Raw genomic sequence first — 13,210 nt, 5'->3', positions numbered from 1 at the left:
AGGGTAAACAAACGGATGCCTGATACAAAAGATCTTCAATATTCTTTGACCGGGGCGCAAACTGGCATATGGTTTGCTCAGCAGCTTGATCCGGACAATCCAATCTACAATACAGCGGAATATATAGAAATCAATGGACCAGTCAATATTGCTCTTTTTGAAGAAGCTTTGCGGCACGTGATCAAGGAAGCGGAATCGCTGCATGTCCGCTTCGGTGAAAATATGGACGGGCCTTGGCAGATGATAAACCCGTCTCCGGATGTACAGCTGCACGTCATTGACGTCAGCTCTGAGCCTGATCCGGAAAAAACAGCATTAAACTGGATGAAAGCTGATTTAGCAAAGCCGGTTGATTTAGGGTATGCCCCTTTGTTCAATGAAGCTCTGTTTATTGCCGGGCCTGATCGTTTCTTTTGGTATCAGCGCATTCACCATATAGCGATCGACGGCTTCGGTTTTTCCCTGATAGCCCAGCGTGTGGCAAGTACATATACTGCCCTTATAAAAGGACAAACAGCTAAAAGCCGTTCCTTTGGGTCTCTCCAGGCCATTTTGGAGGAGGATACAGATTATCGCGGATCAGAGCAGTATGAGAAGGATCGTCAATTCTGGCTGGACCGTTTTGCAGATGCACCTGAAGTTGTGAGCTTGGCTGATCGGGCGCCAAGAACATCTAACAGTTTTCTTCGTCATACGGCATATCTGCCTCCGTCTGATGTAAACGCGTTAAAAGAAGCGGCGCGCTATTTCTCAGGAAGCTGGCATGAAGTCATGATTGCGGTGTCAGCTGTTTATGTGCACCGTATGACCGGCTCTGAGGATGTTGTGCTCGGCCTGCCCATGATGGGTCGGATAGGGTCCGCGTCACTGAATGTACCGGCTATGGTGATGAACCTTCTCCCGCTCCGGCTGACGGTAAGCTCTTCGATGAGCTTTTCTGAACTGATTCAGCAAATTTCCCGGGAAATCCGCAGTATTCGGCGACATCATAAGTATCGCCATGAAGAGCTTAGGCGCGATCTGAAATTGATAGGAGAAAATCATAGATTATTTGGCCCTCAAATCAATCTTATGCCGTTTGATTACGGTCTCGACTTTGCCGGCGTCCGGGGCACAACGCATAATCTTTCAGCCGGTCCTGTTGATGATCTATCAATCAATGTATATGACAGAACAGACGGCAGCGGGCTGCGAATTGATGTTGATGCGAATCCCGAGGTATACAGTGAGTCTGATATTAAGCTTCATCAGCAGCGTATTTTGCAGCTGCTGCAAACGGCTTCTGCCGGAGAGGACATGCTGATTGGGCAAATGGAGCTTCTGTTGCCAGAGGAGAAAGAAAAAGTCATTTCTAAATGGAATGAGACGGCAAAATCCGAGAAGCTGGTCAGCCTTCAGGACATGTTCGAAAAGCAGGCAGTTCTTACGCCAGAACGTATCGCTCTCATGTGTGATGACATTCAAGTCAACTATCGAAAGCTCAATGAAGAGGCAAACCGCCTCGCGCGTCTGTTGATCGAAAAAGGGATTGGTCCGGAGCAATTTGTCGCTTTGGCGCTGCCGCGTTCCCCTGAGATGGTGGCTTCAATGCTTGGTGTGCTCAAGACTGGTGCGGCGTATCTCCCCCTTGATCCGGAGTTTCCAGCCGACCGCATTTCTTACATGCTGGAGGATGCGAAACCTTCATGCATCATAACGACTGAGGAAATAGCAGCCAGTCTGCCTGATGACCTGGCTGTACCTGAGCTTGTGCTTGATCAGGCTGTTACACAGGAGATTATAAAACGCTATTCGCCGGAAAATCAGGATGTATCGGTTTCGCTTGACCATCCTGCGTATATCATCTATACCTCAGGATCAACAGGAAGACCGAAGGGAGTCGTTGTGACACAGAAAAGCTTAAGCAATTTTCTGCTGTCTATGCAGGAGGCATTTTCTCTAGGAGAAGAAGACAGGCTGTTGGCTGTGACGACTGTCGCTTTTGATATTTCAGCATTGGAGTTATATCTTCCGCTGATTAGCGGAGCGCAAATCGTGATCGCAAAGAAAGAAACGATCCGTGAGCCGCAGGCATTAGCTCAAATGATTGAAAATTTCGATATTAACATTATGCAGGCGACACCGACACTGTGGCACGCTTTGGTAACGAGTGAACCTGAGAAACTTCGGGGGCTTAGAGTGCTTGTAGGAGGCGAGGCGCTGCCGAGCGGTCTTTTGCAGGAACTTCAAGACCTTCATTGTTCAGTCACGAACTTATACGGTCCCACTGAAACAACGATTTGGTCTGCCGCAGCTTTTCTTGAAGAAGGGCTGAAGGGCGTTCCTCCGATTGGGAAACCGATTTGGAACACGCAGGTGTATGTGCTTGATAATGGATTGCAGCCGGTGCCGCCGGGCGTTGTCGGAGAGCTTTATATTGCAGGAACCGGCTTGGCCAGAGGTTATTTCCATCGTCCTGATTTAACGGCGGAGCGCTTCGTTGCAGATCCATACGGACCGCCGGGAACTCGGATGTATCGGACCGGAGACCAGGCCCGCTGGCGCGCCGATGGGTCTTTGGATTATATCGGGCGGGCGGATCATCAAATCAAAATTCGCGGATTCCGAATTGAACTTGGAGAAATTGATGCCGTGCTTGCCAATCACCCGCACATTGAACAGGCCGCGGTTGTCGTACGGGAAGATCAGCCGGGAGACAAACGATTGGCGGCTTATGTAGTCGCTGATGCTGCTATTGATACTGCAGAGCTTCGTCGTTATATGGGGGCTAGTCTTCCTGATTATATGGTACCGTCGGCGTTTGTGGAGATGGACGAGCTGCCGTTAACACCTAATGGCAAGCTTGACCGGAAAGCACTGCCGGCACCAGACTTCAGCACATCTGTCAGTGATCGGGCCCCGCGGACTCCTCAGGAAGAGATATTGTGTGACTTGTTTGCAGAGGTTCTCGGTTTGGCACGCGTCGGTATCGATGACAGTTTCTTCGAGCTTGGGGGCCATTCTCTTCTTGCAGCCCGTCTGATGAGCCGCATTCGCGAGGTAATGGGAGCCGAACTTGGTATCGCCAAGCTCTTTGACGAACCGACAGTAGCCGGACTCGCTGCCCATCTTGATTTGGCGCAGAGTGCATGTCCCGCTTTGCAGAGAGCTGAGCGGCCTGAAAAGATCCCGCTCTCATTTGCCCAGCGCCGGCTATGGTTCCTGCATTGTCTGGAAGGACCGAGTCCTACTTATAATATTCCGGTTGCTGTCCGTTTGTCAGGTGAGTTGGATCAAGGATTGCTGAAAGCGGCACTTTATGACCTCGTCTGCCGTCATGAAAGTCTTCGGACGATCTTCCCTGAATCACAGGGGACATCCTATCAGCATATTTTAGATGCCGATCGAGCCTGTCCCGAGTTACATGTTACTGAAATTGCTGAGAAGGAGCTTTCTGATCGGCTTGCCGAAGCTGTACGCTACAGCTTTGATCTTGCAGCTGAACCTGCTTTTCGTGCCGAGCTTTTTGTGATCGGTCCTGACGAGTACGTGCTGCTTCTTCTCGTCCATCATATTGTCGGGGACGGCTGGTCCTTAACACCGCTGACCAGAGACCTTGGGACAGCTTATGCGGCTCGCTGCCACGGACGATCTCCCGAATGGGCGCCTCTTGCTGTGCAGTATGCAGACTATGCGCTTTGGCAGCAAGAACTGCTTGGAAACGAGGATGATCCAAATAGCTTGATTGCCGGACAGCTTGCTTTCTGGAAAGAAACCTTGAAAAACCTGCCTGATCAGCTTGAACTGCCAACCGATTATTCACGTCCGGCTGAGCCGAGTCATGATGGAGATACGATTCATTTTCGTATTGAGCCCGAGTTTCACAAGCGATTGCAGGAGCTGGCTCGCGCAAATAGGGTGAGCCTGTTTATGGTGCTTCAATCCGGTCTCGCCGCTTTATTGACAAGGCTCGGGGCGGGCACCGACATTCCGATCGGCAGTCCGATCGCGGGACGGAATGATGATGCGCTGGGCGATCTTGTAGGGCTGTTCATTAATACATTGGTGCTCAGAACTGATACGTCCGGTGACCCAAGCTTTCGTGAGCTTCTAGACAGAGTACGGGAAGTGAATCTGGCCGCCTATGACAATCAGGATCTGCCGTTTGAGAGACTTGTAGAGGTGCTCAATCCGGCTCGTTCGCGTGCGACGCATCCTTTATTCCAAATCATGCTTGCGTTCCAAAACACACCGGACGCTGAACTGCATCTTCCTGATATGGAGAGCAGCCTGCGAATCAACAGTGTCGGTTCTGCCAAGTTTGATTTGACGCTGGAAATTAGTGAAGATCGCCTTGCTGACGGGACACCAAACGGAATGGAAGGACTGCTTGAATACAGCACTGATCTTTTCAAACGGGAAACTGCTCAGGCTCTTGCTGACCGATTGATGCGCCTGTTGGAGGCTGCCGAGTCTGATCCTGACGAGCAAATCGGAAATCTGGATATTCTTGCGCCAGAGGAACACAGCAGCATGGTGACTGATTGGCAAAGTGTATCTGAAAAGATTCCGCACGCATGTTTGCCAGAGCAATTTGAGAAGCAGGCTGCTTTACGTCCTGATGCCATTGCCGTTGTATATGAAAATCAGGAACTGAGCTATGCAGAGCTGAATGAAAGAGCAAACCGGCTTGCCCGAATGATGATTAGTGAAGGTGTCGGGCCGGAGCAATTTGTGGCATTGGCACTGCCCCGATCGTTGGAAATGGCTGTCGGCCTATTGGCGGTGCTAAAGGCCGGGGCAGCTTATCTCCCTCTTGATCCGGATTATCCGGCTGATCGAATTGCTTTTATGCTAAAAGATGCACAGCCTGCGTTTATCATGACGAACACTAAAGCTGCAAATCACATTCCGCCAGTTGAAAACGTGCCGAAAATCGTGCTGGATGATCCCGAGCTGGCAGAGAAACTAAACACGTACCCTGCAGGTAATCCAAAAAATAAGGATAGGACTCAGCCGCTTTCCCCTTTGAATACGGCATATGTCATTTATACATCCGGCTCAACAGGTGTTCCAAAAGGTGTGATGATTCCTCACCAAAATGTAACACGTTTATTTGCAGCGACCGAGCACTGGTTCCGTTTCAGCTCAGGTGATATCTGGACCATGTTCCATTCCTATGCGTTTGATTTTTCGGTGTGGGAGATCTGGGGTCCTCTGCTGCATGGCGGACGTCTTGTAATCGTGCCTCACCACGTCAGCAGATCGCCAGAAGCGTTTCTGCGCCTGCTTGTCAAAGAGGGGGTGACTGTTCTGAACCAGACACCGTCTGCTTTCTATCAGTTTATGCAGGCGGAACGGGAACAGCCGGATCTCGGACAGGCACTCAGTCTGCGCTATGTCATTTTTGGCGGAGAAGCGCTTGAACTCAGCCGTTTAGAGGATTGGTACAACCGCCACCCTGAAAATAGACCGCAGCTTATCAATATGTATGGTATTACAGAAACGACGGTGCATGTGAGCTATATCGAATTAGACCGAAGCATGGCAGCTTTACGGGCAAACAGCTTGATCGGCTGCGGCATTCCCGATCTTGGTGTATACGTGCTGGATGAACGCCTGCAGCCGGTCCCGCCGGGTGTTGCCGGAGAGCTGTATGTATCAGGAGCGGGGTTAGCACGAGGTTATCTAGGCCGGCCTGGTTTAACATCTGAACGCTTCATAGCTGATCCGTTCGGTCCTCCAGGCACCCGGATGTACCGCACTGGGGATGTGGCCCGCCTCCGCGCTGACGGTTCTCTCGACTATGTCGGCCGTGCAGACCATCAAGTGAAAATTCGGGGATTCCGGATTGAATTGGGAGAAATTGAAGCCGCGCTTGTTCAGCATCCGCAGCTTGAAGATGCGGCAGTGATCGTTCGTGAGGATCAGCCGGGAGATAAACGGTTAGCAGCTTATGTCATCCCTTCGGAAGAAACATTTGATACGGCGGAACTGCGCAGATATGCTGCTGAGAGACTGCCGGATTACATGGTGCCTGCTGCCTTTGTGACGATGAAAGAATTGCCGCTGACACCGAATGGAAAGCTTGATCGTAAAGCGCTGCCCGCTCCGGATTTCGCAGCGGCAGTGACAGGACGAGGACCGAGAACGCCGCAGGAAGAAATTCTCTGTGACCTCTTTATGGAGGTGCTTCACTTGCCGCGTGTCGGCATTGATGACCGTTTCTTTGATTTAGGCGGACATTCCTTGCTTGCTGTACAGCTCATGAGCCGCATTCGTGAAGCGCTCGGCGTTGAACTCAGCATCGGCAACTTGTTCGAAGCACCTACTGTAGCCGGGCTCGCTGAAAGACTTGAAATGGGATCAAGCCAAAGCGCTCTTGACGTTCTGCTGCCGCTCCGAACAAGCGGAGACAAGCCTCCTTTATTCTGTGTTCATCCGGCAGGGGGGCTCAGCTGGTGTTATGCCGGTTTGATGACCAATATAGGAACAGATTATCCGATCTACGGCTTGCAGGCACGGGGAATCGGGCAGCGCGAGGAGCTTCCGAAAACACTTGATGACATGGCTGCCGATTACATTAAACAAATCCGAACGGTCCAGCCAAAAGGCCCGTACCATCTGCTGGGCTGGTCCCTGGGCGGGAATGTCGTTCAAGCGATGGCTACCCAGCTGCAAAATCAAGGAGAAGAAGTATCCCTGTTGGTGATGCTGGACGCCTATCCGAACCACTTCCTTCCTATAAAAGAGGCACCGGATGATGAGGAAGCGCTTATTGCCCTTCTGGCGTTAGGCGGGTATGATCCAGACAGCTTAGGGGAAAAACCGCTAGATTTTGAAGCGGCGATTGAGATTCTTCGCCGTGACGGCAGTGCGCTTGCGAGCCTGGATGAAACGGTCATTTTAAATTTGAAGAATACGTATGTAAATTCTGTCGGCATTTTAGGTTCCTATAAGCCGAAAACCTTCCGCGGAAATGTTTTGTTTTTCAGATCAACAATCATTCCTGAATGGTTTGACCCGATTGAACCTGACTCGTGGAAGCCTTATATTAACGGACAGATTGAACAAATCGACATCGACTGCCGTCATAAAGATTTATGTCAGCCTGAACCTCTGGCTCAAATCGGCAAGGTTCTCGCTGTCAAATTGGAAGAGTTGAATAAATAAGGGAGGAGAAATAGAATGGCAAATCCTTTTGAAAATGCGGATGGCACATATTTGGTGCTGGTCAATGAAGAAGGCCAATATTCCCTATGGCCGGGTTTTATAGATGTGCCGAGCGGCTGGACAGTCGTTCATGAGCAAAAAGGGCGTGAAGCTTGTTTGGACTATATCCAATCGCATTGGAGCGATATGAGGCCAAACAGCCTAAAGACTGTTGAAAATGTGTAATCTTATCAAAAAGAGACTGCTTGCCGCAGTCTCTTTTTCTATCTTACGCAGACGTTTGGGTATGATCACAATCTCTGACAGGGTTTCCGTTTTCATCGGTACACCAAGATTGGGATAAAAACGCTAAAAACACAGCGGCCCACTGATCTGCAAACTGAATCAGAATACCCCCGTCATGCCAAGAGCCGTTGTCTTTTTTCCAGCGGGTATCCATTGCATTCCCTTGATTCATATGGATATTGTGCATTCCGTTAGTCGGGGTAAAGCCGAATATTTTATCTGCAGCCTGTTCAGGGCCGAATTTTGAACCGAATATATAAACCGGCGTTTTCTCATCTTGTGCTTTCTTCATATAGGTTTCAATAAAATCATTTAAATCATTATCAGGTCCCGTGATTTCATGAGGCAAAGGCTTCATTTCCCGCGGGTCAAACAAATTGCCCCGCACATAATCCAGTGCCACTTCACGGTTTGCTTCATTGATCCTTGTATATCCATACGGCATGTTCGGAAGGATGGTAATTGAGCCCGAATCAAACTGATCGTCAGCCAAATACAATACTTCAGATTCCTCAGAACTGGACATCACATTGATGGCGCACCTGTAATACGTATTCTCTTCACCGAGCATTTTGACTTGGAAATGAGGACTGTCATCATCTGTTTCCCGCTTCATGTCTAATACTATGCCTTTTAACACGCCATATTGCTGAACAGCCATATGAATCCTCCTTTATGATCAACTTCATAGTCATAATTCGTGAAATGGTCTCTTTTTTCCTTTTAAAAAATAAAAAAGCCTGCAGAAATCTTTCTGCAAGCTTATTGTGAATTAAGCACCCGCCACAGATGATTCATCCTGTAAAGCTTTCTCGGCAGGAACATACTCATAGCCTAGATCTCTTGCTACAGCTTCATAGGTCACGTGTCCGTTTGCGGTGTTTAAACCCGCTCTCAGTGCCGTATTGTCTGCGAGCGCTTTTACTGCCCCTTTGTTCGCGATTTGCAGCGCGTATGGAACAGTAACGTTAGTCAGGGCGATTGTTGATGTACGAGGGACTGCGCCTGGCATGTTCGCTACAGCATAATGCACAACCCCGTGTTTTTCATATGTTGGCTGATCATGTGTTGTGATATGGTCGACAGTTTCGACGATGCCGCCTTGGTCGATCGCTACATCAACAATAACTGAACCGGGTTTCATTTGTTTTACCATTTCCTCAGTGACAAGAGTCGGAGCTTTAGCACCCGGAATTAATACCGCGCAAATGAGGAGATCCGCTTCCGCCACAGCATCAGCAATATTGACCGGATTAGAAATTAACGTTTTAATCTGATGGCCGAAGATGTCATCAAGCTGGCGCAAGCGGTCTGCGTTTAAGTCAATGATCGTCACATCTGCACCGAGGCCGACAGCCATTTTCGCCGCGTTTGTCCCGACAACGCCTCCTCCGATAATTGTTACTTTTCCGCGGGAAACGCCAGGCACCCCGGCAAGCAGAATGCCTTTTCCGCCTTTAGGCTTTTCTAAGAATTGAGCGCCGATTTGCGCTGCCATTCTGCCCGCAACCTCTGACATTGGCGTCAGAAGAGGCAATGTCCGGCCTTCACTGACCGTTTCATATGCGATGGCAGTTACTCCTTTATCCTTCAAGGCCTGTGCAAGCTCAGGCTCAGCTGCTAAATGAAGGTACGTAAACAGCACAAGTCCTTTGCGAAAATAAACATATTCTTCCGGCAGCGGTTCTTTTACTTTCATGACCATTTCGGCGTCCCAGACCTGCTTCGGATCAGCAATGATTTCCGCTCCTGCTGACTCATAGGCTTCATTTTCAAATCCGCTTCCAAGGCCCGCGCCTGTTTCAACCAGCACCCGGTGGCCGTTTGAAATGAGCTGAGAAACGCCCCCGGGTGTTAATGCGACACGGTTTTCATTGTTTTTTATCTCTTTAGGAACCCCTATGATCATATCTGTCTCCTCCTGTATATGTGATATTTTTAGTGTAGCTTGATATTTTGGAAAATTCTTTGTTTGATTAAGAAAATAAAAAAACATGGATTTGTGAAATTTCACAAATCCATGTGCCGAAGTTTGATATCTAAATAGATGGTGAATTTTTGATTCACATTTTTCAAATCAATTTCAGCGATCTGGCTGATCCGCTTGAGTCGGTAATTCAACGTATTAACGTGTATATTTAACAGCTTGGAAGCGGTATTCACGTTGCTGTCCGCTTCAATAAAGCGCTCTAGCGTCTCTACCATATTTGACTGGTGATCCCGGTCATATTGTTCCAGTTTGGAAAGCGAGTAATTATAATGGCCCGCCTGTTTCCGTTTTTCATTTAAGACATCTAAGTATTGATAAATGCCTAACTCAGAAAAGCTGAAAAGATGTTTGGTCTCTTCAGCGAACCGTTCCTTCGTTTTTAAGACGGACAATGCTTCCTGATAGGAGCGGGAGACAAAAGAAATAGAGTTGTATATTCCGCCAAAAGCGATAGAAACGTCTTCTATTTTATACCGCTCCTTCAGCTGTTTTTGCGTACTTAAAGCAAACTGTTTTAAATCTTGAAAAGGATGATCTGTTTTGGGTGAGGTTAATATAATAAGTTCATTGGAATCTACGGTCGCCAGCAGCACGTAAACCTGCTGGGTCGTTTCCTGTAAATATTGCAGCTGCTGTTCGATTTTTTCAGTCAGCTCGCCATTTATGCGGATGATCATAACGGAAAACTCTGAAGGAGCGGCCATTCCAAGCTTATGGAACCCATCCGCCATATCATCCTCCTGATGGATGTGTCCGGTCAGCATTTTCCAGAAAAATTCTTGGCTGCGTTCTTCATTTTTCGTTTTTCTGATTTGAAGTTTGAGAAGCTTGTTTTTCACTGCTTTTGCTGCCATTTGCAATGTCAGCAGATCTTCATCGGACAATGTTTTTTGGATCTCAAGCGCCCATATGAAGCCAAGTACTTGCTTGTTTTTCCAAATCGAAATAGCGACGCGATTGCTCAGCCCGACTTCATCGATTTGCTTGACTCTGATCGGCTGGTCCGTTTTTAAGAGAGCAGGAATTGTCCCGTCTTTCCACAGCTTGTTAATCACCTTCTCCGGTACCCTTCTGCCAATAATGGTAGACGTCCGGGCAGGGTCTGTGCAGTCGCTGTGTGTACTGTAGGCAAGCAGCTTGTGGTTAACATCCTCTATGGTGATCGGGCACCGCAGAACGTCGCTGATATGATCAGCCACATCTTCAAGTCTGTCAAAACTATATTTAAACGGATCATTCGGCATGGTCATAAATCTCCCTACTTTTCGTGCTTGATTTCTCTTTGACATCTCATCCCCTTCCTTTTATTATGATTGTTGTTGTTTGTGAAAATCAACAACAAAGAACAGAAGCAAAAAAACAATTTCATGAGAGAAACGTTCTATATACATTTGGCGGTGTAATCGCCTTTTTGCAGGACAGTGTATGTCTCATATAATACGACAGCTTATCCTATTAATCTTCTAAGAAAGTCATCGGAGGCAAGACTAATTAAGGAAAGAAAAAACTGAACCTTTCAGAAATGGTGCTGTAGCATCAAATTTTCTGAAAGGTTTTTTTTGGGAGTTGGAGAGTTATTTGGGTCTTTTGGATTATTCGGAGAATGAAGAGAAGATTAAGAAAATAAACCTATTTACTTTACAGTATATGTCATTTTTGAGTGATTCGGGGTAAACCATTGGACTCATTTTGTAAAATTAAAACATATTTGTTTGACTATGCCGAAAAACTGTTTTTATAATAATGACGTTCTAAAAATAAGTGAATTAGCCCATATTTAGGCTGATGGCACAGGAGGTAATGAGGAATATGGCAGGATTAATTCGTGTCACACCCGAAGAGCTAAGAGCGATGGCGAAGCAATACGGCGTTGAAAGCCAAGAAGTATTAAATCAGGTTGATCGTTTAAACCGAATGATCTCTGATTTGAAAAGCATGTGGGAAGGTGCTTCAAGCGAAGCGTTCGCAGATCAATACGAGCAGCTCAAACCTTCATTTATCAAAATGTCAGATTTGCTTCAAGATGTGAATCAGCAGCTTGATCAAACAGCAAATACACTTGAGTCTACTGACCAAGACATCGCAAATCAAATCCGCGGATAACAGTATGAAAGGGAAGGAGCGCCTGATTCAAAAGAAGACGGCGCTCTTTCTATGTAAGGGTGATCCTAAATGTATATTGATATTACAATAGATTTGAAACATTATAACGGCAGTGTCTTTGATCTCAGATTGTCAGATTACCACCCGGTGAAAAAAGTAATTGATATTGCTTGGCAGGCCCAAAGCGTATCTATGCCTCCGCGCGAAGGGCACTGGATCAGAGTGGTGAACAAGGATAAGGTGTTTTCCGGAGAATGCAAGCTGTCTGATTGCGGCATTACAAACGGAGACCGGCTTGAAATATTATGAAAGGATCTGGTTGAATGTCAGGTGAACAAAAATCATATTTAGAAAACCAATTAGAAGCTGTTGCCGAGAAAACAGATGCCGGCTATACATTTACCTTTCAACGGGAAAAAATAAAGCTTCTCGACGGTCTTGAAGCTAACGTGATCAAAGATATAAATCCATTTTTTCATAAAGAAATCGATGTGACGGATGATGAAGTAATCATCACAATCCAACCTCCCTCCTCCTATAAAGCATTCCGCTTCATGAAAGCTAAGGATAAAAAAAGTAAATGGCAGTTTGCCTATCAGCTTGTTCAAGCCGTACAGCAGCACAATCTGTCGAGGCTGAATTTGATTGTCGCTCCTGAAAACATTGTATTCGATAAAGGGCTTACGCCTTATTTTCTCCATTATGGAGTAAAAGAAAGCATTCCTCCTTACGAGCGTGATGAGGAAAGAGTATGGCAGGAGCTGAAAGCGGCAGCGGCTTTGGCAGTTGACGGCGCTTTTGCGTTTGAAGACTACCTGAAATTCAATGAAACGCTGACGTTCTCCGCAGAGGCAAAGGCGATATTAGATGCTGAATCCTATGATGATTTGCTCGAGCTGATTCAAACCCATATTGATGAGCTCGAAGCCAAAGCAAAAACATACATACATATCCCGAGAAAGAAGTGGAACATCCAGCGATATATCGGCCTGGGGCTCATTGTTTTGCTTGTACCGGCACTTATTTATTCGATGTACGCCTTATTTTTCGCGCAGCCAAAGCACCAGGCGATAGTGGACAGCAACCGTGCGTTCTTAAACAAGCAGTACAGTGAAGTCATCAGCACACTGTCCAAGTACGATGCGGAAAGCCTGCCTGAATCGGTGCAGTATCAGCTGGCGACGTCCTATGTTGAGGTCGAAAACCTGGGGAGTGCAAAAACCAAAAATATAGAAAATAATTTAGTCACCCTTCAATCAGACCCTCAGCATTTCTTATATTGGATTGATTATGGTCGAGGAGAATACAAAGAAGCGATCAGTATCGGCCGTAAGCTGGAATACAATGATTATATTTACTTTGCCCTAGCTAAATATAAACAGCAGCTTTTATCTGAGGATACAAATGATGAAGACATACAAAAAGAACTTGATTCAGTAAATAGTGAGCTTGAAAAAGCCCAAAAAGAACGTCAAGAAAATAAACAGTCTAATTCTGAAACATCGTTAGTCGATACAAGCGAAGAACAGACACAAACAGACGAAGAAAAACAAGCAGAAGAGAAAGCGGCAGAAGAAAAAGCCGCAGCCGAGGAAAAAGCGAAAAAAGAAGAACAGAAGGAAAAAGAAGACGAGAAAAAAGAAACAGAAAAGAAAGATGAGAAAAAAGATGACAAATAAC

The 13,210-nt window shown here is 47.0% G+C and carries 8 protein-coding genes; 5 read left to right on the top strand and 3 right to left on the bottom strand.

All coding sequences use genetic code 11. The features are described 5' to 3' along the window. The first annotated feature begins 15 nt into the window (after nucleotides 1–15). The gene (gene dhbF, locus BSU_31960; RefSeq protein NP_391076.3) at nucleotides 16–7,152 is read left to right on the top strand and encodes a siderophore 2,3-dihydroxybenzoate-glycine-threonine trimeric ester bacillibactin synthetase; all 7,137 of its coding nucleotides are present in this window, start codon (nucleotides 16–18) and stop codon (nucleotides 7,150–7,152) included. A gap of 15 nt (nucleotides 7,153–7,167) precedes the next feature. Beyond that, nucleotides 7,168–7,377 (top strand): stimulator of DhbF tyrosine adenylation activity, encoded by a 210-nt coding sequence (gene mbtH / locus BSU_31959; RefSeq protein ID YP_003097779.1) that lies wholly within the window; start codon nucleotides 7,168–7,170, stop codon nucleotides 7,375–7,377. A 43-nt stretch (nucleotides 7,378–7,420) separates the two neighbouring features. Here mbtH and yukJ read toward each other — a convergent pair whose 3' ends face one another. From yukJ to adeR, 3 genes are all read right to left on the bottom strand, one after another. Then, nucleotides 7,421–8,098 carry a hypothetical protein gene (gene yukJ / locus BSU_31945; protein ID NP_391073.2) on the bottom strand — a complete coding sequence of 226 codons (678 nt, stop codon included), beginning with the start codon at nucleotides 8,096–8,098 and terminating at the stop codon, nucleotides 7,421–7,423. Nucleotides 8,099–8,209: 111 nt separating this feature from the next. Next, nucleotides 8,210–9,346 (bottom strand): L-alanine dehydrogenase (NAD-dependent), encoded by a 1,137-nt coding sequence (ald, locus tag BSU_31930; protein NP_391071.1) that lies wholly within the window; start codon nucleotides 9,344–9,346, stop codon nucleotides 8,210–8,212. 101 nt (nucleotides 9,347–9,447) lie between these two features. After that, nucleotides 9,448–10,716 (bottom strand): transcriptional activator (AdeR-alanine), encoded by a 1,269-nt coding sequence (gene adeR, locus BSU_31920; RefSeq protein ID NP_391070.2) that lies wholly within the window; start codon nucleotides 10,714–10,716, stop codon nucleotides 9,448–9,450. 520 nt (nucleotides 10,717–11,236) lie between these two features. On the opposite strand from adeR, the gene yukE reads away from it, so the two are divergent. From yukE to yukC, 3 genes are all read left to right on the top strand, one after another. Continuing rightward, nucleotides 11,237–11,530 (top strand): small WGX100 secreted protein (ESX-dependent secretion), encoded by a 294-nt coding sequence (yukE, locus tag BSU_31910; protein NP_391069.2) that lies wholly within the window; start codon nucleotides 11,237–11,239, stop codon nucleotides 11,528–11,530. 69 nt (nucleotides 11,531–11,599) lie between these two features. After that, a complete protein-coding gene (gene yukD, locus BSU_31900; RefSeq protein NP_391068.1) occupies nucleotides 11,600–11,839 on the top strand; it encodes an ESX secretion system YukD protein in 240 nt (79 codons plus the stop codon). 14 nt (nucleotides 11,840–11,853) lie between these two features. After that, entirely contained in the window at nucleotides 11,854–13,209 is a 1,356-nt protein-coding gene (gene yukC, locus BSU_31890; RefSeq protein ID NP_391067.1) for an ESX secretion system YukC protein, read from the top strand. Nucleotide 13,210 lies beyond the last annotated feature (1 nt).

Source organism: Bacillus subtilis subsp. subtilis str. 168, from assembly GCF_000009045.1.
GTDB classification, from domain to species: domain Bacteria; phylum Bacillota; class Bacilli; order Bacillales; family Bacillaceae; genus Bacillus; species Bacillus subtilis.
The sequence above is the reverse complement of the archived record's forward strand: the minus strand, read 5'-3'. Positions and strand labels throughout refer to the sequence as shown.

Coding starts and splice junctions, on each gene's coding strand:
- yukE (NP_391069.2), top strand. CDS start 11,237: ATGGCAGGATTAATTCGTGTCACACCCGAAGAGCTAAGAGCGATGGCG.
- adeR (NP_391070.2), bottom strand. CDS start 10,716: ATGTCAAAGAGAAATCAAGCACGAAAAGTAGGGAGATTTATGACCATG.
- yukC (NP_391067.1), top strand. CDS start 11,854: ATGTCAGGTGAACAAAAATCATATTTAGAAAACCAATTAGAAGCTGTT.
- dhbF (NP_391076.3), top strand. CDS start 16: ATGCCTGATACAAAAGATCTTCAATATTCTTTGACCGGGGCGCAAACT.
- ald (NP_391071.1), bottom strand. CDS start 9,346: ATGATCATAGGGGTTCCTAAAGAGATAAAAAACAATGAAAACCGTGTC.
- mbtH (YP_003097779.1), top strand. CDS start 7,168: ATGGCAAATCCTTTTGAAAATGCGGATGGCACATATTTGGTGCTGGTC.
- yukD (NP_391068.1), top strand. CDS start 11,600: ATGTATATTGATATTACAATAGATTTGAAACATTATAACGGCAGTGTC.
- yukJ (NP_391073.2), bottom strand. CDS start 8,098: ATGGCTGTTCAGCAATATGGCGTGTTAAAAGGCATAGTATTAGACATG.